17 protein-coding genes and 1 tRNA gene are annotated in these 23,713 nt (G+C 65.8%); 7 read left to right on the plus strand and 11 right to left on the minus strand.

The window, feature by feature from the left end; all coding sequences use genetic code 11:
* Positions 1-317: 317 nt before the first annotated feature.
* Together J8F10_RS17735 and J8F10_RS17740 are read left to right on the plus strand one after the other, a co-directional pair.
* Positions 318-4,034, plus strand: coding sequence for a caspase family protein (locus J8F10_RS17735; protein WP_210655869.1), 3,717 nt, complete (start codon positions 318-320; stop codon positions 4,032-4,034).
* Between the two features lie 153 nt (positions 4,035-4,187).
* A complete protein-coding gene (locus J8F10_RS17740) occupies positions 4,188-5,960 on the plus strand; it encodes an RNA polymerase sigma factor (RefSeq protein WP_210655871.1) in 1,773 nt (590 codons plus the stop codon).
* A gap of 718 nt (positions 5,961-6,678) precedes the next feature.
* Here the strand turns inward: J8F10_RS17740 and J8F10_RS17745 are convergent.
* From J8F10_RS17745 to J8F10_RS17755, 3 genes are all read right to left on the minus strand, one after another.
* Positions 6,679-6,750: transfer RNA gene (locus J8F10_RS17745), tRNA-Thr, on the minus strand.
* 376 nt (positions 6,751-7,126) lie between these two features.
* A complete protein-coding gene (locus J8F10_RS17750; RefSeq protein WP_210655873.1) occupies positions 7,127-7,366 on the minus strand; it encodes a hypothetical protein in 240 nt (79 codons plus the stop codon).
* A 27-nt stretch (positions 7,367-7,393) separates the two neighbouring features.
* Positions 7,394-7,726 (minus strand): hypothetical protein, encoded by a 333-nt coding sequence (locus J8F10_RS17755; protein WP_210655875.1) that lies wholly within the window; start codon positions 7,724-7,726, stop codon positions 7,394-7,396.
* 90 nt (positions 7,727-7,816) lie between these two features.
* Here J8F10_RS17755 and J8F10_RS17760 point away from each other — a divergent pair, with 90 nt between their 5' ends.
* The 3 genes from J8F10_RS17760 to J8F10_RS17770 all read left to right on the plus strand — a co-directional run bounded on the left by J8F10_RS17760 (position 7,817) and on the right by J8F10_RS17770 (position 13,156).
* Positions 7,817-8,290, plus strand: coding sequence for a hypothetical protein (locus J8F10_RS17760; protein WP_210655877.1), 474 nt, complete (start codon positions 7,817-7,819; stop codon positions 8,288-8,290).
* A gap of 233 nt (positions 8,291-8,523) precedes the next feature.
* On the plus strand, positions 8,524-10,029 hold the full coding sequence (locus J8F10_RS17765; RefSeq protein WP_210655878.1) for an efflux RND transporter periplasmic adaptor subunit: 1,506 nt from the start codon (positions 8,524-8,526) through the stop codon (positions 10,027-10,029).
* Between the two features lie 4 nt (positions 10,030-10,033).
* Positions 10,034-13,156, plus strand: a complete 3,123-nt coding sequence (locus J8F10_RS17770) for an efflux RND transporter permease subunit (protein ID WP_210655881.1) — start codon at positions 10,034-10,036, stop codon at positions 13,154-13,156.
* 74 nt (positions 13,157-13,230) lie between these two features.
* Here the strand turns inward: J8F10_RS17770 and J8F10_RS17775 are convergent, their stop codons facing one another.
* The 8 genes from J8F10_RS17775 to J8F10_RS17810 all read right to left on the minus strand — a co-directional run bounded on the left by J8F10_RS17775 (position 13,231) and on the right by J8F10_RS17810 (position 22,060).
* Positions 13,231-13,764 carry a hypothetical protein gene (locus J8F10_RS17775; RefSeq protein ID WP_210655883.1) on the minus strand — a complete coding sequence of 178 codons (534 nt, stop codon included), beginning with the start codon at positions 13,762-13,764 and terminating at the stop codon, positions 13,231-13,233.
* A 343-nt stretch (positions 13,765-14,107) separates the two neighbouring features.
* The gene (locus J8F10_RS17780) at positions 14,108-14,395 is read right to left on the minus strand and encodes a hypothetical protein (RefSeq protein WP_210655884.1); all 288 of its coding nucleotides are present in this window, start codon (positions 14,393-14,395) and stop codon (positions 14,108-14,110) included.
* Between the two features lie 213 nt (positions 14,396-14,608).
* Positions 14,609-15,034, minus strand: coding sequence for a hypothetical protein (locus tag J8F10_RS17785; protein ID WP_210655886.1), 426 nt, complete (start codon positions 15,032-15,034; stop codon positions 14,609-14,611).
* Positions 15,035-15,137: 103 nt separating this feature from the next.
* Positions 15,138-15,875, minus strand: a complete 738-nt coding sequence (locus J8F10_RS17790; protein WP_210655888.1) for a TIGR02996 domain-containing protein — start codon at positions 15,873-15,875, stop codon at positions 15,138-15,140.
* A 64-nt stretch (positions 15,876-15,939) separates the two neighbouring features.
* Positions 15,940-16,938, minus strand: a complete 999-nt coding sequence (locus tag J8F10_RS17795; protein ID WP_210655890.1) for a WD40/YVTN/BNR-like repeat-containing protein — start codon at positions 16,936-16,938, stop codon at positions 15,940-15,942.
* A 58-nt stretch (positions 16,939-16,996) separates the two neighbouring features.
* Positions 16,997-18,268, minus strand: coding sequence for a PQQ-binding-like beta-propeller repeat protein (locus J8F10_RS17800; RefSeq protein ID WP_210655892.1), 1,272 nt, complete (start codon positions 18,266-18,268; stop codon positions 16,997-16,999).
* Between the two features lie 380 nt (positions 18,269-18,648).
* Positions 18,649-20,565 (minus strand): hypothetical protein, encoded by a 1,917-nt coding sequence (locus J8F10_RS17805; RefSeq protein WP_210655894.1) that lies wholly within the window; start codon positions 20,563-20,565, stop codon positions 18,649-18,651.
* A gap of 166 nt (positions 20,566-20,731) precedes the next feature.
* A complete protein-coding gene (locus J8F10_RS17810) occupies positions 20,732-22,060 on the minus strand; it encodes a hypothetical protein (RefSeq protein WP_210655896.1) in 1,329 nt (442 codons plus the stop codon).
* A gap of 395 nt (positions 22,061-22,455) precedes the next feature.
* Here J8F10_RS17810 and J8F10_RS17815 point away from each other — a divergent pair, with 395 nt between their 5' ends.
* Together J8F10_RS17815 and J8F10_RS17820 are read left to right on the plus strand one after the other, a co-directional pair.
* Positions 22,456-22,884: a hypothetical protein gene (locus J8F10_RS17815; protein ID WP_210655898.1), complete on the plus strand. Its 429-nt coding sequence runs from the start codon at positions 22,456-22,458 to the stop codon at positions 22,882-22,884.
* A 95-nt stretch (positions 22,885-22,979) separates the two neighbouring features.
* Complete coding sequence (locus J8F10_RS17820; RefSeq protein ID WP_210655900.1) at positions 22,980-23,525, plus strand: DUF2617 family protein; 546 nt, start codon at positions 22,980-22,982, stop codon at positions 23,523-23,525.
* The last annotated feature ends 188 nt before the right edge of the window (positions 23,526-23,713 follow it).

Below are 23,713 nucleotides of genomic sequence, written 5' to 3' on the forward strand. Positions count from 1 at the left end.
TTATGCGAGAAGATAATGCAATGCGCGTGCCAGAGCCCGCGCGGTGGCTCGAATAACCGTGCCGCCGGCGCCGTTGGCGACAAAACCGTGAGAACTCAAGTCGTGCGCGGCATTTTCCGACCATGATGACGCGCTGAAACCGCACTGTGAAACCCTTTTCTACTTGACGAACGAACACCAACCGGCCAGCATTTCATAACTCCCACTTGTGCGACTTCCCCGCACAGTTAGCTGCTTGTCGTTAGACCCCCGTTCCCGACCCAAACGGTGCGCCCGTGCCCGTACTCAAGACCCCGTGCCCCAAGTGCGCCGCCAGCATGCGCTTCGCCGTAGACGGTGAGGGCGATCACGAAGTCACCTGCCTGAAGTGCGGGCACGACTTCGTCGCCACACTGGAAGCGGACGACCCGCCGGCCAAGTCCAAAAAGGCCAAGCCCGGCTCCGGCACTAAAGAGCGGCTGAGGGCCGAAAGCGCCAAGCCCGACCGGGCCACCAAGAGGGCTCGTCGCGACGACGATGACGAGGACGATGAGGACGACGACGCCCCCCGGAAGAAAAAGAAAAACGGGGGGAGCGACGGCGGGCAGCAAAAGCTCATCATCGCGGGCGCGGTCGCCGGGGTGCTGTTGCTCGGTGGCCTCGGCGCACTGATTTTCGCGCTCACGGGCTCGAACAAGGTCGCGAAGAACGACGCGCCGGCCGAAGTGAAGCCCCAGCCAACGAACGGCCCAGGGCCGGTGCCGAACCCCGGCCCGAACGCGAACCCGCCGAAGCCCGGCCCGGGGCCGAACACGAACGTGCCCCCCGGCCCGGGCGTGAACCCGCCGAAGAAGAACAACCCGCAGGAGCCCCCGCTCCCACCGCTCCCGCCGCCGCCGAAGGTCCGACCGACCGGCGGAAAGCTCACGACCACGACCGCGCTGGTAAAGGCCCCGCCGGTTCCGCCGCTGGCGCCGGACGAGGACCCGTTCGTCCGCGCCAAGACGTTCAAGCCCGACGGCCCGCTGCCGGTCCCCCCGGCGCTGCCGAAGGGCGCCCAGCGCCCGCTGCTGACGCTCGACTCGGGCGGCCACACCGGGTTCGTCGGCAAGGTGTTCTTCGACACGAAGAGCGACCAGATCATTACCGTCGGCGAGGACAAGGCCGTTCGGTTCTGGGACCCGACCACGAACGAAACGGTGAAAACGATCCGGTTCCCCGCGGGGCCGGGGCACGAGGGCTCGCTCCTCGCGGCCGCGATGTCCCGGTCCGGCAAGCGGCTCGCCGTCGCCGGGGAACCGCTTGCCAAGGTGAAACCCGGGCAGGTGCCGATCTACATCGTCGCGCCCGACACCGGCGCGCTCATCAAGCGCCTCGACGTGGGCAGCGCGGCCGTCACCGGTCTGAGCTTCTCCAACGACGGCAACTGGCTCGGCGTCGGGTGCGAGAACGGCGCGATCCAGATGGTGAACGTGTCCACTGGCGTCTCGTACCCCGCCCCCCCGATCAGCAAGGCGCAGGTGATGGAGGTGAAGTACAACCCGAACCCGAAGGCGAAACTGCTCGCCACCCTCGGGGCCGACCACTTCGTGCAGATCTGGAACTTCGCGGCGACCGCCCAGCACAAGGACTTCCCGATCCGCGGGGTCACGCCCTCGACGCTCGCCTGGAGCAGCGACGGCCAGACCCTCGCGGTCGGCACGACCACGGGCGAGATCATGCTCGGCACCGCGAACGGGCAGTTCCAAAAGAGCCTGACGCCCATCACCCACGGCGGCAAGCCGGTGCGCATTCACCAACTGCAATTCATGCCCAACGACCGCGAGATCGCCGTCGCGGGCGTGAGCCCCGGCGTCGGCGGGTGGACCGGCATCGTCTCGGCCGACAGCGGGGTGCCACGGGTCGGGGTCACGGCCCACAGCAACGTCGTGTTCGCGCTCGACGTCTCGGCCGATGGGAGCCAGGTCGTGTCCAGCGGCGGGAACCAGAACGAGACGCTGATCTGGAAATCGGACGACGCCAAGATCGAGCACCGGCTGGCCGGCACCGGGAACGGCGTGTGGGCGATCGCGTGGGCGAAGGACGGCAAGTCGATCGCGTGGGGCAACAGCAACAAGAAAGACGAAGGGGTGCTCGCATTGGAGAGCACCTTCCGGCTCGACGAGTTCGGCGTCGGCAACCCGCCCGACCCGTCCAAATACACCCAGACCGTAGAAAGCGACGACGCGGGGGTCAAACTGCGCACGGAAAAGAGCGTATTCATGGTCCAGACGGCCGGGCGCGATCCGGTCCTGGTCGCCCTCCCCGACCGCGAGCCGATCTACTCGGCCACCATCCTGCCAAAGGGGAACGCGGTGCTCGTGGGCGGGGTCCGGAACCTGTACATGGTCAACCCGGCGAACCTCGGGATCATGGGAAACTTCATCGGCCACAGCGGGAACGTGCTCTGCGTCACCCCGTCGCCGGACAGCAAATACTTCGCGACCGGGTCGTCCGACCAGACGATCCGCATCTGGCAGCGGAACCGCGAGGAGCCGATCCTGTCGATCTTCATCGCCGGGCGCGAGTGGATCGCGTGGACTCCGGAGGGGTACTACGCCTGCTCCGGCCAGGGCGAGCGCCTCATCGCCTGGCAGATCCAAGCGGCAGGGGTCAAGATCCCGCAGGTCCACCCGGCCGAGCGGTTCCGCTCGTCCATGTACCAGCCGGCGCTGCTCAAATACCTCATCCCCGCCGGCAACCTGCAAGCGGCGATGGCGATGGCCCAGAAGTTCGACAAGGCCCTCGTCCAGACGACCAACGTGGCCGACGTGCTCCCGCCGGAGGTCGCGCTCGACGGGTTCACCGAGACCGAGGTCAAGATCGACAAGGGCAGCTTCACCGTGAAGGCCCAGGCGACGAGCGCCAAACACCCGATCACCGCGATGCGGCTCCTCGTGAACGGGCGCCCCTTCAACGGGGCCGCCGGCGTGAAGCGGTTCGAGAACGCTCAGCCGAACACCCCCGCGGACGCCACCTGGGAAGTCCCGCTCGCGCCGGGGACGCACACCGTCGCCGTCATCGCGGACTCGCCCGTGAGCAAGGGCATGTCGAAGGTCGGGGTCGTGATCCGCTCGGGCGAGATTCCCAAACCGAACCTGTACGTCCTCGCGATGGGGGTGTCCGACTACCCCGGCAAGTTGAAGCTGCGGTACTGCGCCACCGACGCGGAAATGCTCGCCGCGGCGTTCAAGGAAAAATCGAAGGGCGTGTTCGCCAAGATCGAGGTGAAGCTCCTGACCGATAAGGACGCGACCAAGAAGGGCATCCGCGACGGGCTGGACTGGATGAAGTCGAAGATGACGCCCCAGGACGTGGGCGTGGTCTCGTTCTCCGGCCACGGGATGCGCGACGATTTCAACCGGTTCTACCTGGTGCCGTTCGACGTCCAGCCGGACGACTTCGAGGGCACGTCGTGCCTGCCCGGGGACGAGTTCAAGTCCCGGCTCGACAACATGCCCGGCCGGCTGGTCGCCATTCTGGACGCCTGTCACTCGGGCTCGGTCGCCGAGAAGGAGCGCGCGCCGGCCCAGGCCGACACCCTCGTCCGCGACCTGACGGCCGAGGACTCCGGGGTGATCGTCATGTGCGCCTCGCTCGGGCGCGAGTACGCCATCGAGAGCCCGATCAGCAAGGCCGGGTTCTTCACGCTCGGGCTGGTCGAGGGGATGTCCGGGTACGGCGACATCGACGAGGACGGGGTCGTGTACATCCACGAGCTCGACATGTACGCGACGGCCCGCGTGCGCCAACTGAGCGGCGGGTCACAGAACCCGACGCTCGGGCGCCCGTCGGCCGTCCGGCCGTTCGCCATCGCGAAGCCCGAGAACCCGCTGCGGGCCGAAGACCCGAAACCGGCGCCCGCCCCGAGCAAGCCGCCGGCACCGAGTACCCCGCCCGCGTCAACCAACCCGTCGGCACCGGGCACCCCGACGGGGCCGGCCACGCCGGGTAGCCCGAACAAGCCGCCGCCGCCGTTCAAACCGCCGGTGTCGGACAAATCGCTCACGCCTTGATCGGAGCTGACACCAACGCGGTCGGCGCGCGAATTCCGCTCGCGCGCCGACCGCGTTCGTTTTTGCGCGCCCGAATTAATTCCGAAAAGAGGGACGCGCGGGGCTTCTCACGGCAATATCTCTCCGAACGGACCCGTCGCACGGAGGCGCACGATGCCGACCAGTCTCCTTCACGCCGTATCACGGCTAGCAACGGGCGCGGGCGACCCGCGCACCGACGCCCACCTCATCGCGGCGTTCCTCAAAAGCACCGACCAAGATGCGTTCGCCGAACTGGTCCGGCGCCACGGCCCCGCGGTCCTCGGCGTGTGTCGTCGGTTCCTCGGCGCCACCCCGGACGCCGAGGATGCGTTCCAGGCCACGTTCCTCGTACTCGTGACCCGCGCACGAGGCACCGACTGGCGCGACGCCCTCGGCCCCTGGCTCTACGGCGTCGCGCTCCGGGTGGCGCGTCGGGCGCGATCCGCGCGGGCCAAGCGCCTGGCGAACGAAAGGCAGGTACCCGCGATGAGCGATCAACCGATCCCGGCGAGCGAACCGGACGACGCCAGCGCGGTCCTCGACGAAGAACTCGCCGCCCTCCCCGCGATCTACCGCCTGCCGCTCATCCTGTGCGAGATTCAGGGCACCGGCCGGCGCGTCGCGGCCCGCGAACTGGGGCTAACCGAGGGCACGCTGTCGAGCCGGCTCGCACGCGGGCGCAAGATGCTCCGCGACCGGCTCGCCCGGCGCGGCCTCGCTCCAATCACCGCGGGGCTGGCGCTGACCGTTCCCGCATCACTGGCGACCGCGACCGTTCGGAACGCGGTCCACGTACTCTCACGCACGGCCGGGGCGGTCCCGGCCGGGGTTTTGTTCCTCACGGAAGGGGCTGTGAAATCGATGATCGTGAAATGGAAACTGGCCGGCGCCATGATCGCCGCGTGCCTCGGGCTCACCGGGCTCGGTGCGTGGCAAACGTCCGCACACCCACCAGCGCCGACCGCTCCGAACCAGCCCGTGGCTGCGTTACCGCCCGCGCTACCCCCTGATAAACCCGCGGGGCTCAAGAAAGAGATCCCGGCGGTGAGCGGACCGGAACCGATCGCGACCATCTTCGGCGACGTGCCCGTTTCGCGCGAGATGTTTGCGGACCACCTCATCCGCCGGTACGGGAAGAAGGAACTGGACCTGTTCGTGAACAAGCAAGTGATCGCGCACGCCTTCGCGCGGAAGGGGGGGACGATAAAAACTGACGACGTGATTGCCGCGCTCGAGGCACACTGCAAGGCACTCGGGAAAACGCGAGAACAATTCGTGAAAGAGATGCTACCGCTTTACAAGAAAACTTTAGAGGAATGGATCGAGGACACGATCGTTCCGCAGCTCATGCTTTCGCAGTTGTGTACCGCGAAGATCTCACCCGTGACCGAAGGGGAACTGCGGCAAGCTTTTGACACAAAGTACGGCGAGAAGGTCTATTGCCGCGTCATTTTCTGGGCAAAGGAGGAAGGCGACGCGGCGCGCGAAGCGCGCGAGAAGATCAGCCAGAACCCGGCCAAGTTCGATTACTACACCCAACAGGACTTGAACGGCGCACCGCGAGAGAGACACGGGCACCTTCTTCCAATGCCTCGCACTCCGAGACCGAGCGCGAGCGCAATTGAAATCGCGGCATCAAAGCTCAAATCGAAAGAAGTCAGCCCGCTCGTCGCCACGGGTACCGAATTCGCAATCATCCAGTGCTTCCTGGTAGCCCCTGCGAGCAAGGACAAGTCGTTCGAGGCCGAGAAACCGCTGATCCTCTCGGAAGAAGTAAATGCCCGAGTGCAAAACGAACTCTCAAAGATGTACGACGAACTGAAGCGCGAAGCGAAACCGAAGTACCACCTCACGTTCACCGATGCGATGATCCTCCCGAAACCGCTCCCGGCACCCAAGAAGTGAACCGATGGCGGGCCGGCTTCCTTTCGGGATCGTGGTAACGGTTTAAACTCTGAACAGCAGAGAGACACCGACGGCCGGTTCCGGGCGGTGAGATGAGCACCGAGAACCGGCTCCACGGCGAAAACGAGGCTGTCCCCGGCTCGGGCGCCGCCCCCTGGAACCAAAACAGGCCGGTCGCCCCGGATACGCCGCTACGAGGTAGTGGTGCGGGTCCACCTCGAGCCGCGCATCGGGGCCAGCCGCTCTGCAAACTCAGCGTGTCCCACGCAACGAAACTATGGGCCGAGATGGGCCGGGAGGGATGAGCGCGGGCAGCGGCCTGGCGGCACCTGACGGGCCGCAAGCCCGGCCCGCTGTTCACTACCTGCATCGGGAACTACGTCGCACGGTTCAACTTCGTCCGCAAGGATTGGAAGCCACTTCTGGAGAAAGCAGAAGTGCCGTACCGGAAGTTCCACACCCACGCGAGCCGGTTACTGGCCGCGGGTGTTACCCCACGGAAGGAAGTGACCAAGCGGATCGGGGACCAGATCGAAACACTGATGCGGGTATACGCGCACTCGATCCCGACGGACAACCGGGACACGGCCGCGAAGATGAACGCGATATATGGTGGAAGTGAAAAAGAAACCGCCCCAGATTGCTGGGGCGGCGGGAAACAGTCCGCCCAGCGGACCCTTAAAGGGGCGACCACCCTCCCCCGTTGCCGTAAATCAAGAGCCGCCTTAGGGATTTGAACCCTAGACCCCGGCTTTACGAAAGCCGTGCTCTACCGCTGAGCTAAGGCGGCCAATCAACTAGGATTTCAAGTGTTTTCGCATCATTTTCAACCGGGCCGATTCAGTCAACTGCACCCGGCTCTACACCCAATATCCCTGTAGCATGGTCGAGGTGTTTGCCCCCCCGACCACAACACCAACCGCTTTGGAAGAGCGGCTTACGTGTCTAAGAGCGATTCTACCGCGCCCGGGTTCGCTGGCAAGCCATCGAAACCATACCCGAATTTCCCACTGTACGCCCACACTACGAAACGTTGGGCGAAGAAGATCCGCGGGAAGTTACACTTCGTCTGGGCGTCGGCGTTCGGTGCCACCAACAACCCGGCCGCCAAGCCCTGTACGGTCTGCCCTGCGCGGGCCCACTCAGTTCGCCCTGAAGCGCGTCGCTCAACTGGCGGTCGAGGCGGACCAGACGACAGCAAGAGTCGAAGCCAGGTCGGAGTCGGTCACGCCCTTCGCCACGGTATCCAGAATCTTGTCGAAGGGAATCGTGGGTTGTCGGTCGAGTAGCTTCGACTCGCTCTTGTCCTGCTCGCACGCGCCAACGGCATCGACGATGACGAAGTGTGTCTTGGTTTTGGCGCCGGGGTCACGCTCTGGAGTTCGTCCGGGCTGACCACCCGGCACCAATCCCGTGTACCTATCGCCTTCCGCTCAAAGTCCTTGCCCACCACGTCCATCGCCCGGGGAGCCTTCGACGGGTCCAGTACGAGTTTCACCCGACGTGTGAACCCCGGCTCCCCGCCTGAACGTGTTGGTCGCGTTGTCCCCCTCCACTACCAACGTTCGGTCCAGTTTCTCTTTCGGTGTCGCCGCGCCGTTCAGCTCCTCCGACTCGGCCACCCACGTCCCCTGGAGCGCTTTCAGTTCCGCGTCCGGTGTCGGGTCGGCCCTCGTGCCGCCACACCAGGTGAAGTCATTGCAGAACTCGCCCCACAAGCAATGTGCAACCACGTTCGCCCCTCGGGGGAGCGCCGATCGAGACATGGAGCGCCCGCGAAATGCTTGACAGCGGGCCGGATCTGGTTAACCTGAACCCACGGTACGGATTCGTGTTGTGCCGGAATCGTTGATCCTATGGCGCGGCTCATTGTCACGCTGTTGCTGATTCCAGGTGTGCTGCTCACGCAACTCGCCACGGCCCCGCACGTACACACGGGTTCTCACCAGGAATCCACGCAGCACTCCCAACCGCACTTCCACTTTCACCTCCGCCTGTTCGGTTCGGCCGACGCGCCCCGCGAACGGATCGCCGCTGGGAGCGGATGCGGGCCGGAGTGTTCGGCGCTCGCGTCCGCTGCGTTTTTGCCCGACGGGGACTCGCCCTGGGATCACGACGCCGACGCGGTCTATGTGGAAGCCACGGCCGCGACGCCCGAGCGCGCGAAGCAGGGCGGTAGCGACGGTCACCACGACGCGGCCCCTGTTGCCCTACTGCACTCGCTCGATTTCAACGCGAGCGTCGCAACGCGCCTCACCCGACGCGACTGCCGGCCCCGGTTCGCAACGAACTGCCCGCTGTACCTCCGCTACCTCGCGCTCACCATTTAGCCCTTCCTTCAGCCCGCGATTCGTTCCGCGCGTACCGGTGCCATGACCGGTCGGTAGCGCCGGTGCCATTTCACCGGACGAATTCGCCGCTCCCCCCAACCGTTCGCACAAACCGTTGTTCGTTCCGCGAACGCGCTTCACGCGGGTTCCGGGCGTTCTCACACCGAGCGTGAATTCGACCGCGGCACGAGTGCCGGTCGGTGCGCACGCACATGAAGTAACGAGGGAACACAATGAGCGAAGTGGTCATCCGCCGGGAACTGGTCCCCAGCGCCCCTTCGACGCGCCTCCGGCGCCGGTGGATCGGGGTGCTTCTGGGTCTGGCACTGGGCACTGGGGGTGCGGGAGTGATCGCCTCCGGCGCACTGCGCGTGCCCACCACAACCAAATCGAGCGACACCGAGAAGCACCCCGAAAGTGCCAAAGACTCGGTCACGATGTCGAAGGAAAAACAGACCGCGGCCGGGATCGAGACGACCCCCGTTTCGGCCGCCCCGTTCCGGGCGCATACCTGGCGCACGGGTCGGGTGGCCCTCAATGATGAGCGCGTCGCGCACATCAGCCCCCCGGTCGAAGGGATCGTGCGCGAGGTACCCGCGCGCCTCGGGCACACCGTCGCGGCCGGTGACGTACTGGCCGTCATTGATTGCCGCGAACTGAGTTCGCTGAAGCTGGAACTGGTCAAGGGCCGGGCCGCGCTCGCCACCGAGCGCGAGGCCGCAGCGCGGACCCGGACGACGACGGCGAACGCCGCGGAGCTTCTGAAACTGCTCGCCGACGGCACGCCACTCGCCGACATCGAGAAGAAGCTCGCGGACAAGCCGATCGGCGACTGGCGCGCGCAACTCCTGAGCGCGTACACGCGCCGGGGCCAGCTCCGCACACAACTCGCGTCCGTGCGCTCCTCGGCCGGGGCCGTGCCCGAGTCCGTCGCGCTCAAGATCCAGTCCGAAGCGGACGCGGCCAACGCGACCTACACCGGTCTCGTCGAAGACCTCCGCTACCAGGTGAAGTACCAGGTTCGACAGGCAGAATTGAAGCTCCGGGAAGCAGAAACGGCAGTGGACGTGACCCGGGCCAAACTCGTGGCACTCGGCCTGGCGCCCGGGGCCGTCGATGCGCTCGATCCGCTGGCCGAGGGCGCGAAAGCGTCGCTGCTGATGGTTCGCGCACCGTTCGCGGGGACCGTCGTCGAGAAGCACGTGGTCCTGTCCGAGCGCGTCGGGCCGCAGTCCCAACTGTTCGTCCTGTCCGACCTTTCAACGGTCTGGATTCAGGCGGACGTGTTCGAGGCCGACCTGATGCTGCTCCGCGGGCTGACGGGCCGGACGGTCACGTTCCGCTCGGAATTGGCGGGCGTGACCGAACGGCCCGCCACGGTCGTGTACACCGGCGACCTGATCGACAAATCGTCCCGGGCACTGACTCTCACCGCCGAAGCGCCCAACCCCGAGCGGGCTCTCAAGCCCGGCACGATGGTCGAGGTCGGGTTCGACACCGGGACGTCCGATCCGGTGGTGCAAGTCCCCGCCTCCGCGGTCCTCCGGCACGAAAACAAGCCGTTCGTCTTCGTCGCCACAAACGGTGACACGTTCGTGAAGCGCGAGGTAGTTCTGGGCCGGCAATCGGGCGACGCGATCGAAATCACCGACGGGGTCCGGCCCGGTGAACTCGTGGTCGGGCGCGGCGGGTTCGTGCTCAAGTCCGAGCTACTCAAAGACCAAATGGTGGGGGAGTAAGCGCATGTTCGCGCGGGTGATCGACTTCGCCATTGATAACCGTTTCCTGGTGATTCTGGGTACCCTTTTACTTCTGGCCGCGGGCGTGTACGCCGCCGGGCGGTTACCGGTCGACGCCGTGCCCGATGTGACCAACGTCCAGGTCCAGGTCATGACGACCGCCCCGGCCCTCGGCCCGCTGGAGGTCGAGCAGGCGGTCACGATTCCCGTCGAGACGTCCATGAGCGGGCTCCCTCGCGTGGAGGAGATCCGTTCGGTGTCCCAGTTCGGCCTCTCGGTCGTAACGGTCGTGTTCGAGGAAGGAACGGACATTTACTGGGCGCGGCAACAGGTTAACGAACGGCTCACCGAAGCGCGCGAGAAGATCCCGCCCGGGGTGCCCGCCCCGAAGCCCGGACCCATCGCCACCGGCCTGGGCGAGATCTACCAGTTCGAGGTGCGCAACAAGTCCGGGTACACGCACTCACTGATGCGCCTGCGAGAGGTACTGGACTGGCAAATCGCCCCGCAGCTCCGCAGCGTGCCCGGCGTGACCGAGGTGAACACCAACGGGGGTCAGTCCCGCGCCTACCAGGTCCGACCCGACCCGGACAAGCTCCGGGCGCACAACATTTCACTCGAAAAACTGTGCGCGGCGATCCAGCAGAACAACGCCAACGAGGGCGGCGGGTACGTGCTGCTCCGGTCCCAGGAACAGCGGATCGTGCGCGGCGAGGGGCTGATCCGCTCGCTCGACGACGTGCGCAACGTGGTGCTGGACGCGCGCGGCGACGGCACCCCGGTGTACGTTCACCAGGTAGCCGACGTGCAGTTCGCACCAGTATTGCGGCAAGGCGCCACGACCCGCGACGGACGGGGGGAAGCGGTCGTCGGAATCGTTATGCTGCTCGCCGGGGAGAACTCCCGCGACGTGGTGCGCGGGAGCAAGGAAAAGATGGAGCAGATCAAGAAAACACTGCCCGAGGGAATGGAAATCGATGTGGTCTACGATCGGACGGAACTGGTCGAGCGCACGGTCCACACGCTGAAAACGAACCTCCTGGAAGGTGGCGTACTCGTAGCGATCGTTCTGCTGGTGCTCCTGGGTAGTCTGCGGGCCGGGCTGATCGTCGCGCTGGCGGTCCCACTCGCAATGGCCGGTGCGTTCGTCGGCATGTGGGTCGCGGGACTGTCCGGCAACCTCATGAGCCTCGGTGCGATCGACTTCGGACTGATCGTGGACGGCAGCGTCGTGCTGATCGAGAACGTCGTTCGCCGGGTCGCCGAGCACCGGCACCACAACCGGGACGAACGCGCGCCGATCGAAGTTATTCGCGCCGCGTGCAGCGAGGTCGCCCGGCCGGTCGTGTTCGGGGTCGGCATCATCCTGCTCGTGTACCTCCCGATCCTGTCGCTCCGCGGGGTGGAGGGGAAGATGTTCCGGCCGATGGCGCTGACGGTCATCTTCGCGCTACTCACGTCGCTCGCGCTGGCGCTCGTACTGATGCCGGTGCTGGCGTCGATCTTCCTGCGCAGCGTGTCCGAGAACGAACCACTCCTGGTGCGTTGGGCGAAGGCCGTGTACCGACCGCTCTTGCAACTGGCGGTCCGGTTCCCGCGCACGGTTCTGGCGACCTCGGCCGCAGTGTTCGCGCTGAGCGCGTGGGCGGCACTCCACATGGGCGCCGTGTTCATCCCGAAACTGGACGAGGGGTCGGTGGCGATCCAGGCGACCCGGTTGCCGAGCGCGTCACTCGAAACATCCGTCGAGATGACGACGCGGATCGAGAAGTGCCTCCGGGAAATGCCCGAGGTCGAATCGGTTGTTTCCAAGAGCGGCCGGCCCGAGATCGCGAACGACCCGATGACGATCAACCTCACCGACGTAATTGTGTCGCTGAAACCGCACGGTTCGTGGCGCTTCGCCAGTAAAGAGGAACTGGTCAAGGCGATGGAGGAGAAACTGGAAAGCGAGGTGCCCGGGCAGGTGTACGCGTTCTCGCAGCCGATCGAGTTGCGCGTGGCGGAACTGATCGCCGGGGTCAAATCGGACGTGGGCATCAGCGTGTACGGCGACGATCTCGAAACGCTGCGCGCGACCGCCGAAGAGGTCGCGGCCGCAGTTGGTAAGGTGCCGGGGTCCGCGGACGTGGCGGTCGAACAAACGGGCGGGCTACCGTACCTGCGCGTTATCCTGCGCCGGGACGCTCTCGCGCGCCACGGGATCAACGCACGTGCGGTCCTCGACACCGTGGCCGTCATGGGCGGGAAGGACGTGGGGGAAGTGTTCGAGGGGCAGCGCCGGTTCCCGCTTCAAGTGCGGTTCCCGGAAGCCGTGCGCGAAGACCTGGACCGGCTCAAGCGCGTCACCGTGCCCGATTCGCAGGGGCGCCCCATCCCGCTCGAGCACCTCGCGGAGTTGAAGTTCGACGACGGACCGGCGCAGATCAGTCGCGACGCGATCCGGCGCCGGGCGGTGATCTCGTGCAACGTGCGCGGGCGCGATCTCGCGGGGTTCGTGGCCGAAGCTCAGAAAGCCGTGGACGAGAAGGTGAAGTTACCCACCGGGTACTCGGTCGCGTGGGGCGGGCAGTTCAAGAATTTGCAGGAAGCCACTCGGCGGCTCTCGGTGGCCGTACCGGTCGCCCTGCTGCTCATCTTTGTGCTGCTCCATTCCACCTTTAATTCGACCAAACTGGCGGCGCTGATCTTCCTGAACGTGCCGCTGGCCGCGTCCGGCGGGGTGTTCGCGCTGTGGCTCCGGGGAATGGACCTGTCCATCTCGGCCGGCGTGGGGTTCATCGCACTGTTCGGGGTCGCGGTACTGAACGGCGTCGTGCTCGTGACTTACGTCGTGGAACTGCGGAGGTCGGGTCGGGACGCACACGAGGCCGCCTTTGGAGGCGCCATGATGCGCGTCCGCCCGGTGCTCATGACGGCTCTCGTCGCGATGCTGGGATTTATCCCGATGGCGTTCTCCAGTGGGTCCGGGGCCGAGGTCCAAAAGCCACTGGCCACGGTCGTCATCGGCGGACTCGTGACGTCAACGCTGCTAACGCTGTTCGTCATCCCGGCCGTCTATCGCTGGTTCGACTCCGAACCCGGAGATGCGGTGCAAGCCCCGGTCTACGAACACCCCGAGGTGTGATGTCAGCGCAATCGAAGGGGGCGTGGGGCGAGTCGTGCCCCACGCCCCCTTCGATTGCTGTCACGACGAACGAGCTAGAACGGGGCCTCGTTATTCACGAAGAACGTCCCACCGTTCCCCCAACTGTTATCGACGTGGACGATGTCGTAAGCGTTCCCGCCGTCGAGCACCAGCGCGCCTCCGGCCACCACGCCCGATGCGAACAGCGTGTCGTTGGCCTCCCCGCTGTGGACCTCGATGTTCCCGGCCGCACCTACGTTCCACAGGTACAGGCCGTCCCCGTCGTTCCCGCCCTGGACGTTGATCGTCCCGGCGAACACACCGACCATCTCCAGGTAGTCCTGCCCGTTGCCCAGATCTACGAACACCCCAGACGGGGTGCCCTGGCCAATGAAGACGGCCGGTTGGCCGTTCACCGTGGTCCCCGCCAGCCCGGTCACGGACAGGTTTCCGGCGCCGTCCTGCTCGATCCGGACGCGGTTGAAATCATCGTCGCCCGTGACGACCAGGGCGCCGCCCGACACCATCGCGGTCACGTTCCCGGCCGGGGTGTCTCGGTCTTCGAGATATTCGCACGTCAGCTTGGTGTGACTATCGTGCCCCGTCATGGCATTCCTCCTACGGATTGGGGCGAACGTGGAGGGAAGTGTTGCAACCTGCGTGCCCATACCGACGTCACGTTGAGCCGCGACGGGGACAAGTTATCGAGCGCGGCTCGACACCGACAGAATGAAACGGGGAGCGAGTGGCCGAGGTTCGACCCCGGAACGCGGGGAGTGCAGAAATGCGGCGTGCGTGCGCGAACGTGTTGCCCCAACTCCGAGTCGGAAGGACGGACCCGTTCGGATTTCGGGCGTGGCGGCTCACGGACTTCGCGCGGCGATTGCACTCGGTGCGATCATCGCCGCGTCAACCGTGGTACTTCTGATGATTTTCTGGCGGCAGCGCCGTTCATCGTTGCGGTACGACCGGCCGCGGCTTCAGTTGGAACTCGTACTCGCCGTACTCGGCCGCGTGCTGGCCCTTCTCGGTCAGCGCATAGGTCGCCTCGAACGGCGCCGCGGCGGTCCCCGTGACGCGCGCGAGGAGCCCCTCGTCGACCAGGGTCGTCAGGAACGAGCCGTCTTTAGTTTTCGCGGTCGGCGAGAGGCGCAGGGTGCGGCCGATGGCCGCCTTCTTGCTACGTTTGACTGCACGCAGAACTTGCCAAGTAAAGTGGGTCGTGGAACGGACGGGCACAGTGAACGCTCGCTTTGGTGTGATGGGCGGACATTTGGAGAGAGAGAGGTTGGTGGGCGTAGAAAGTTTACAGTCAATATCGCGAAGTAGCAACTCAATCACACTCTCACAATCCGAGCGCGAACCGCGAGAATGATAGTTTCTGTTAACATGAAACGGGCGGGCACCGGCGCCCGCCTCAAAATCTCTCTCCGCGCGGACCCGGTACAGAGACTACCGCCCGGCACCGAACACGAATTGATCCGGGTCACAAACACGCACGACGGTCGGCGCGGTCTTGAAGATCCGCAGGCCGACGTCCTTTTTGCCCGCCTTATCCCCGGCTCTGATATCGGTCAGTTCCAGTTTCCCGTCGTTCAACTTCCACGAACCGGTGATCTCGTCGGCCGCGGCGCCCTCGGACAACAGTTTCTCGATCAGGTGTTTGGGGATCGGCCCGGCGCCCTTTTTAATCGTGAACTCGGTTTTGGTGAACGTCCACGTAAAATCCGGCTCGTGGTTCTTCTTGTCCGGGGTGTAGTAATGGTTCAATTTCATCCCCGTAACGTCTGCCGCGGCGACCGCGGACGGCTGCGCGTGAGAGCGCCCGGCTAGCACAGCAAGTGCGACACCAACAATAAGCACTCGACAGTCGATCATCTCGCGTCCTCTAATGAGAAAGGGGTGAGACGATTCTACGCTGATGAAATGCGTCCGGTTGTAACGACCGCTCGCAACGTCGGTACTCGGTGTCGGGTGTCGATTACAGCGGCCACTCCGTGCCGACCGCGTCGCGAAGTTGGTCCATCAGTTCCATTGAGGCCCGGGCCACTTGTTGGACCAGTTCCGTGCGGGTGGGGAATAAGCGCTCACAATCCCAGCGCATCGGCGCAATCGGTCGACGCAGGGGGTCCTCGGGGCCGGGCGGGGGGAGCAGCCGGGGCCGGGGCCGGGGCCGGCGCCGGCGCGGTGAAACGGTGAACGTGGCTCCCAGGCGCCAGGCCGGGTGCCCTTCCGCGGGTGCTTGGATCGAGAAGCGCAGGCCCCACGCGCCGGTGATTTCGGCGCGCTCGATGGGCCACGCGGCGATCGCGCGGGGCACGAATTCGTACCAACTCGCGAGCGGCGCGACCAGTTCGGACAACATCCCGCGTGCGAACACCCCGGACACGCTCCCGATGCGCACCGTCACCCGGTCCGCGGTGTTGTCCCACACCCAGTCGCCGAAGTTGAGCGGTTTGGGGCCGATCCCGAGTTCCGAGAGCCACTGCGCGGGCCACCCGTTCGTGGTCACGGCCGCGAGGTCGCCGAGCGCGGCGTAGTAGTCGGGATCATCGATCAGCACCTCGTCGCGGAACCGGGACGCGGTCACCCCGGCGCGCAGGAACCGCCCGAACACGTCTTCGCCGTGCTCGTCCAGCCAGTCAGCCAAAACGAGGCGCGCGGTATCATCCGACGGGTGCTCAAACACGTTCGCGAATAAGGCACTGCGCTCGTCCACGTCAACCGCTCCGTCGGGCACCACAGAGCAGTTTACGCGATACCGGCATCTCGTGACCGTCGATCTACTTCGGGCGCGCGAGCTTATAGAGATCAGAGCCCATCTTCATCACGTAGAGCAAATCGTTCTTCGGGTCGTATTCCAGCCAGGTCAGTGCCGAAACGCCTTTCAGTTCCTTCGGAACCGCGATCGGCTTGGCCCACGTTGCACCGGAATCCGTGCTCTCGATCACGCCGGACGCGGTGAGCACGAACAGGTGCATCGCGTCCTTACCGAACACGGGACCGTAGCGCGCGTCCTTCACGTCACTCACCTTTTCCCACTTTGCGCCTTTCTCAGTGCCCTTCAGCAGCGCGCCCTCGACGAGCCAGAACAGCGCATCGCCTTGAGGTTTGGGAAGCGCAACCGGGGTGTAATCGGCCACCGGCTTGAACGTCTTCCCGCCGTCCGTGGTGCGAAGAATCCCGCCGGTCGCCTTCTGTCGCGATTTCTCTCGCGCGACAACGGCCGTGTCCGCGTCGAAGACCCACGCACCCAACCCGTGCCCCTTACCCGCTTCGGAAAATGACTTTCCGCCGTCGCGGGAAAGGAGCAGGAGCCCGCCGGCTTCGTGCTTGAAGGCGAGCGCGAACTTCATCTCCGGATCGGTCCAGTCGACCGCGCACCAGTCAACGTGCTCGCACTTCTTGTCCATCGTGCGCCACGGGGTCGCGGGATCGGAGGACGCGACGATGACCGGCCCGCCGTACACCGTGGCCATCAGGAGCGTTTTGGTTTTCCCGGTGGGGTCGCGTTGCAGGCAGCCGGGCGTTTCCGTTCGGCCCTTCGGTACGTCTTTGCCGTGCCGCTCCCACGTCTTGCCCGAATCGGCCGAGCGGAACACCCCGCGATCGCTGAGGCACACAAACAGCGTGCCGGTATCATGATCGACCGCCACCCCGGACAACCCGCCGAAGCCGGTTTTCTCTTTCGCGAGGAGTTCGGTCGCGACCGGTTGCCATCCGTCAGCCGCACGAGCGGCGGGGCCAATAAAAACTGCGAGTGAGAGGAGAACAAATCGCATAGGAGAGGTCCGAGGTGCTCCCCTGCCCTTACGGGAGGGGATGAGGTAGGGTCTTCCGCTATTCTTTCGTCGCAACGCAGTACAGCATCTTCCGCCCTTTGAGGAACAGTTTGCCGTCCGCAATGGCGGGCGAAGCGGGGCCGTCGTCGCCGAGGTCGTTGACCGCAAGAAGCTCGAACTTCTCTCCGGCCTGTACGACGAACGTCTTCCCGGCGCTCGCGAGGTAGATGCGCCCGCCCGGAGCCGCGACCGGACTGGCGTGAATCGAAACTCCCGTGAGCCGTTCGCTGTACAGCACCTCGCCGTTCGAGAGTTTGAGGCACTTCAGCACCCCCGGCGAGTGTAGCCGGTATAGGTGCTCGCCGACGATGACTGGCGAACCGTACCCTTCGGGCATCGTTCCGGTCTTCCATTTCAGGTGCGTTTTGGTCACGTCACCGGTGCCGGTGGGGTCGACCGCGACACCGGTTCCCCCGCGCCCGCTATCGAGGTACACGCGCCCGGCGCCCAACACGGGCGACACGGTGTCCCCGCTCGCGGCGCACGACCACAGCACCTTGCCGGTATCGGGATCGACGCCCTGCAGCGCGTTCGACGCGGCCACGAGCAACTGTTTCTTTCCCGCAATGTCCGCGAGCACGGGCGTGCTGTGCGCGAAACCGTGGCTCGGCCGCAACTGCTCCCATTTCGCGTCACCGGTCTTGCGGTCGAAGCCGATCAACCGCGACTGCTTATCGGTTTGATCGCACTGCATCACGACGGTATCGCCAACGAGAACCGGGCTGGCCGCGAGCGCGACATCGAACTTGAACGGCTTGATCTCCTTGCGCCAGAGCTGTTTGCCGTCGTGGTCGAGTGCCGCAATGACTGACGACCCGAACACGACATAAACGCGCTCGTCGTCCGCGGCGGGCGTGGGTGCGGTGTACCCGCCGCGGAGGTCGGCGAAGGTCCACGGCCCCGGTTCGACCTTCACGTTCCAGAGCAATTTACCGTCGTCGGTGCGGTAGCACGCGACGTGGTGCTCGGGTTGTTGTTTGGGATCGATCTTCCCGGGCCAGTAGCTCACGGTGACGAACACGCGGCCGCGGTACACGATGGGGCTGGACTGGTTCTGATCTTGTGCGCCCTTCTCCTCGGTGCCCGGGAGCGAGGACTTCCAACGAACGTTCTCACTGGTCTTGCCGTTCCAGGTGAGAGGCAAGTTCTTGTCGTCCGTCTGCCCCATTCCGGTTGGCCCGCGCCATCCCGACCAATCTGCAGCAGTAGCACCGCCCGCACTCGCAACGCAAACGAGGAGCGCCAGGAGCCTTGACCGCAAGGCGAGCATGTCGGTTACTCGAAGTGGGGAGAGAACAGGCGGGAACGCAACCGAAGTGTACCCGCCATTACCACAACGAGCAACGACCTGGCGCCGCGTTGCTAACTGCACTGCATGGAAGCACGGATGTGAGGTTCGCGGTGGTTGCGGCACACGAAGACGTACATATTCCCGGCATCGCCGAAAGTGCCTCTGTGGGCGTTCTGTACCGCGCATCGCGAACGAGATTCAGCAAGGAATGTGGGGCGGTCTTCGATTGATAACTCGGGCCGGCGTTGACGTGAGTGTTCCGCACACCAAGAAGAGAAGCAGAAACGACGGGCCAGAGATTGCTCCCTGGCCCGTGGCATTTCACCTGAAGATGATCCCTGACGGGAGAAACACGACCGTTATCGCGCGGCCACTGGCGCGGGTGCGGTCGGCGCGGGGGGAACGGCTCCCGCGGGAGCGGGGAACAGGCGCTTCGCCAACAGGCCCCGCACCCCCGGTACCCACAGCACGGGGGCGATGGGAGCGAGAATCCGCACGGAACGGAACAGCGCCGTGACGCCACGGGCGTCACTGTACCGGGTGCCGCCCGCGTCCGTCAGGACCGGCGTGCCGAGCGCGGGTTCGGGCGCGAGCAAAACCTGTCCCTCGGTGTCCGCGGCCAGTGCGAGCGCAGCAGCCCGGCGCGCGGGTTCCGAACCGGAATCGAACGCGAACTTCACTTTCGCCAGGTTCACCCCGCCCCGGAGCCGGTCGCGGATCACGAAGTCCGGCATGTACGCGAGGAGCATCACGATCATCAACAGCTCGAACAGGTTCAGCCCCATCAGGACGGCGATGCCCGCGTGCATCGCGCTCGCGAGGAAGATGATGAGCCACCGCAACCGGGTCCACAGCAGGAACGGCCCCGCGATCTCGATGAACAGCGTGGACCACGCGCTGAGCGCCGCCGCGGTGTAGTACAGCGGCTTGATGCTCGCCAGCGCGCGCAGCATCTTCTCGTACCACTCGTACTGCATCAGGGTGAACTCCGGGTTCACCAGCACGTCCCAGACCGCGTGCCCGTCCCACCACGCGCCCCCCTTGAGCTTCGAGAGCCCCGAGGCCAGGTAGATGAAGCAGAAGTGGACCTGGATCAGCCGCAGCGCGAACCCCGCGCCCTTCGAGAGCGGCGGGGCGGTCAGGAACGACCGCACCGGGGCGTCGATCGCGCCCGTGCGCGCGAGGCTCGCGCGGGCCGCCCGGTACCGGGCGATCAGCCGGTCCAGCGAGAGCGCGGCCCCGCTGTTCCCGATCATCAGGTAGAACAGCAGGATGTTCATCATCGTGTCCATCCCGAACAGCACCTGCTGCGTCCGGTGGATGTACCCGACGACCGCGATCCAGACCAGGACGGACGTGACCCGCGTGAACAGTCCGACGGTGAACATCAGGATCGCGACCAGGACGGCCGCGTGGATCAGCGCCATCTGCGTCGGGTCCGTGACGTGGAACCAGACGGAGAAGATGCTGTGCCCGGTCCGCAGCGCCTTCTCGGACTCGTTGTTCCAGTAGTCCAGGTACTCGATCTTCTTCGCGCGCTCCGCCGGGTCGGACGGGAGCGTGTACAGGAAATTGACGAGCGCGCGGCGGAAATCGATGCCGATTTCGACGAAGTGGTTGAGCACGTAGGCCCGCGCGCTGTTGTCGACGCGGTTGATCGGCAGCACGTCCCAGAACGCGCGCACGTCCGCCGCCACCTGCTGGCGCTCGGCCGGCGGGAGCGACGCGAGGAACGCGGGCGGCGCCGGTTCGTCCTGCGCCGGGGGCGAGCCGCTCGTGAGCACGTTCAGGTACCGGTCGCGGCGCTCCGGGAACGTCCTCATGTCCTGGAACCAGCCGAGCGCCTGGAGCGGGTGATCCGGGTTGTCGCTCGCGCTGATGCGGTGGAGGAACTCGAGCGCGCGCTTGCGCTGCGCGTCGTCCTCCGGCAGCGCGCGGATGAAATCGATGACGGCCTTGCGCCGGTGCGGGAAGTCCGGTACCTTCGCGGGCACCACCGGCCGGTGGTCCCAGCTCCAAAACGGCTGCACCAGCGAGGGATACTCCTTCCGCTCGCGCTCGATGAACGCGGCCGAGTACCACCCGTGCTTGCCGAAGAACTGTTGCAGGTCCACGCTGTACGCGAGGTGGGTGTACAGCACCAGGAGCCCGGTCGTGAGCCGGATGAAGCCGAGCGTGGTCGGGTCCGCGGCCGGGAACCAGAACTCCACCCACTTCTGCCACGGGGACCGGTACACGGGCTCGGGCGCGGTGTCGGGCGTTATCTCAGAGGCCATGACGAATCTCACTCCAGCTACAAGAACCGTCCCTCCGGCCCGCGTCCCTGAAAAAGAGCGGGGCCGGCGCGCGTGCTGTCTGCCGAACTGTGCGTGTCAATGAGTCACCGAGCGGGCGCCCCTCCTCTGCCCGCGCAACGCCTTTGCGAACAGAGGAGGAGGCCGGTTACCGCAGTTGGTTCCAGTCGAACACTTTGTCGCGGTACTGCGGGTCGTCCACGTCCCGCTCGCTCAAGTTGAGTGTGTCGAGTGCGTGGATCGACATGTAATCGATGAACTCGCGCTTGTCCGGGTCGCCCGGGGGGCGCCCGCCCGGGCGCGGGCCGATGGGCACGAGCCAGTAGAGCATCGGTTCCTGGGGGTTCAGGAGCTCGATGTGCGTCGCACCCGGCTTGTCCGGGTCCGGCACGAAGCCGAACTCGCCCAGGAAGTAGGGGCGGTACGTCGAGGGGTGGTACGGGCTGCTGATGACGCCGGGCCGGTTCAGCACGTTGGTGAACTCCTCCACGCTCAGTGTCTTGTGCTCGAGCCGGTAGATCTTCACCGTCGTCTTGCCCGCGCCGGCCGCGTCCGTGTTCTCCAGGATGATGTGCGAGGCGTAGGACGGGAGCACGAACCGTGCGACCTCCGGTTGCGGGAGCCGGTACTGGATCGTCTCCTCCTCGGCCGGGTGGAGCGGGATCGACCGCAACACCATCCGCCGGCGCGGGAGCATCTCGTTCTTCTCGGCGACGTGGACCGGTTGGAGCAGCGCCGGCGTGGCCCGCGCGATCTGCTCCGTAATCGAGAGCCGGCGGTAGTACGTGAGTCCGAGCGGGTCTTTTACGTCCGCCGGGCGCTTCGGCAGCACCACCCAGCGCGTCTCGTACACTTTGCGCCCCTGGGCGTCGGTGCCCGTCTCCGTTTTCAGCAAGCAGACGATCACGCTCGCCGGCCCGGGCTCGGGCGAGTAGAAGTGGTACGCGTTCCGCAAGTAGAGGAACTGCAGGTACGGGTTGTACACGCGGATGAACGCCTGCTCCGTGACCCACGGCGTCGAGGGCGGGCTGGTCGTCGCGAAGAAGATTCCAGCGAAGTGGAACACCATCACCGCGCTGAGGGCGTACAACCGGTACCGGACCGAGACGAGTAGGGCCACGGCCCACGCAGCGGCGACCGCCCCGCACACCCCGAACAGCAACCGGAACGAGTCCCAGTGGGCGGGGGTGCCGGCGACCGCGAGCGCCCCCGTAACGGCCCCGAGCGCCCACGCCTGCCACAGGTCCGGGCGCATCGACACCGCGGCGCCGGTGGTGATCGCCCCGCCGAAGACGAGGAACAGCCGGGCCGTGTGAATGACCCACGGCGGCGAGCCCATCGCGGTCGCCACCAGGCCCAGAACCGCCGCGCCCGCGACCAGCCCCGAGCCGACGATCCCGACCTTGCGAACGAAACTCCATTCAAACGGTGGAACGACTGCGGCGACTGACTCTGCGGGTGCTGCGTCCCGGTCCATGACGACCTCGTTCAACGGTGCGGCGCGTGAAAATACTCACCTTTAATCGGCGCGTGCCCGCGGTAGTCATAACCCTGTTTCCGGGAGCGGCGTTTGCGCCGCGGGGCCGGGGTCGCGCCACCCGCATTTTAGCCCCGGCACCGAGCGAACGACACGGGACCGTACAACCGTTGTTTTCGGAACCCGGGAACGCGCCAAACACCCTAGTTTACCGTTGACTCCCATTCTTCCCCAACCTACCATCCTCACTACACGAATTCGCCTGCCTCACTCGGTTAAAGCTTCCCCACAAGGCGATAACTAGACGCGAAAAACCCGGCGCTCGTTCAGTTGCGGACACGGAGCCGCGACCGGGGGCCGTTCGCACGCGAGGCGGGTGTCGAGAGGGCTTCGGGATGTACAGCGTTGTTCTGATGGTCGCGGCTACTTCCGGCGGGGACATGGCGAGCTTCGGGGGCAAGGACAAGGCCGGGTGCCACGGCACCGTCGTTAGCGCGGGCTGCACCGGCTGCACCGGGACGAGCGCGAGCTGCCACGGCGGCGGGTTCCTCGGGCTCCGTAACGGCGGCGGGCTGTTCTCGCACAAGAGCGGCTGCCACGGCTCGAGCTGCCACGGCACCCCGACGGGCTGCACCGGCTACACCCCGGCCCCGGCTCCGGCCCCGGTCGTAGTCGCGGCCCCGGCCGGCTGCACCGGCTCCGGCTACAGCTACGCCGGCTGCCACGGCTCGAGCTGCCACGGCGGCGGGTTCCTCGGGCTCCGCAGCGGCGGCGGGCTCTTCAACAAGAAGAGCGGGTGCCACGGTAGCTGCCACGGCGGGTAAGTAATTATTCGGACCGATGCACGAACGGGAGCCTTTGGGCTCCCGTTCCTGTTTTTACGGGCGCGGTTATAATTCCTCGACCCGGAGGAACCCGAATGGGCGCGCCCCTGGTGCGGCCGGCGGTCGCGGAACTCGAGTTCCGGCTCTACGACCGCCCGCTGCACCCCGAACTATTTGATGTGGTGGCCGTGAAGTCCGTGCCGCACGCCGGCGCGCGCCTCACGGTCCGGCTCACGCGCACCGGGCACTCCCTGAGTTGGGCCGGTCCCGGTACGTATTTGGAAGAGATCATTGCGACCGCCGGAGCGGACCTGCCCGAAACGGGCTTGCGGCTCGCCCACCGGTTCGACGGCGGGCGGCGCGGGAACTGTGTGTTCCCCACCGTGCGGTACCAGGTATCGGCCCAGGTCGAAGTGCTGAAACCGGAACAGTTCATTCACGTCCACGCGGAACTGCTCGCCGACGGCGCGCGCAAGGGGCTCGTCTTCCACGGCCCGGAGAACAACCGCATCGGGCTGTCACCGATCGGCGTCGTGATCGTCGAAGCCCTGCCCCAATGTCTGAGCGTGAACGCTTTTCACACGTTCCCGGAAGAGTTTGCCGTCGTCAAAACGCAATCGCTGATCGAGCCAATTACGTAGTGCGTGTTAAAAATCGAATCCGGTTCGGGTGGTTTGGAGCGAGCCGCGACCGCGAGGGAGCGGGAGGCCCCACCGCCCCCGGCGCTCGCACCCAACACAGGGCGGTCCCGGCACCCGCTCCCTCGCGGTCGCGGCTCGTTAAACCAAGCCCCTCGGTTACTCGTGGTCCCTGCGGAGCTACAAATCGC

This window comes from Gemmata palustris, from assembly GCF_017939745.1.
Taxonomy (GTDB): domain Bacteria; phylum Planctomycetota; class Planctomycetia; order Gemmatales; family Gemmataceae; genus Gemmata; species Gemmata palustris.

Coding starts and splice junctions, on each gene's coding strand:
- J8F10_RS17735 (WP_210655869.1), top strand. CDS start 318: ATGCGCTTCGCCGTAGACGGTGAGGGCGATCACGAAGTCACCTGCCTG.
- J8F10_RS17740 (WP_210655871.1), top strand. CDS start 4,188: ATGCCGACCAGTCTCCTTCACGCCGTATCACGGCTAGCAACGGGCGCG.
- J8F10_RS17755 (WP_210655875.1), bottom strand. CDS start 7,726: ATGTCTCGATCGGCGCTCCCCCGAGGGGCGAACGTGGTTGCACATTGC.
- J8F10_RS17760 (WP_210655877.1), top strand. CDS start 7,817: ATGGCGCGGCTCATTGTCACGCTGTTGCTGATTCCAGGTGTGCTGCTC.
- J8F10_RS17765 (WP_210655878.1), top strand. CDS start 8,524: ATGAGCGAAGTGGTCATCCGCCGGGAACTGGTCCCCAGCGCCCCTTCG.
- J8F10_RS17770 (WP_210655881.1), top strand. CDS start 10,034: ATGTTCGCGCGGGTGATCGACTTCGCCATTGATAACCGTTTCCTGGTG.
- J8F10_RS17775 (WP_210655883.1), bottom strand. CDS start 13,764: ATGACGGGGCACGATAGTCACACCAAGCTGACGTGCGAATATCTCGAA.
- J8F10_RS17785 (WP_210655886.1), bottom strand. CDS start 15,034: ATGATCGACTGTCGAGTGCTTATTGTTGGTGTCGCACTTGCTGTGCTA.
- J8F10_RS17795 (WP_210655890.1), bottom strand. CDS start 16,938: ATGCGATTTGTTCTCCTCTCACTCGCAGTTTTTATTGGCCCCGCCGCT.
- J8F10_RS17800 (WP_210655892.1), bottom strand. CDS start 18,268: ATGCTCGCCTTGCGGTCAAGGCTCCTGGCGCTCCTCGTTTGCGTTGCG.
- J8F10_RS17805 (WP_210655894.1), bottom strand. CDS start 20,565: ATGGCCTCTGAGATAACGCCCGACACCGCGCCCGAGCCCGTGTACCGG.
- J8F10_RS17810 (WP_210655896.1), bottom strand. CDS start 22,060: ATGGACCGGGACGCAGCACCCGCAGAGTCAGTCGCCGCAGTCGTTCCA.
- J8F10_RS17815 (WP_210655898.1), top strand. CDS start 22,456: ATGTACAGCGTTGTTCTGATGGTCGCGGCTACTTCCGGCGGGGACATG.
- J8F10_RS17820 (WP_210655900.1), top strand. CDS start 22,980: ATGGGCGCGCCCCTGGTGCGGCCGGCGGTCGCGGAACTCGAGTTCCGG.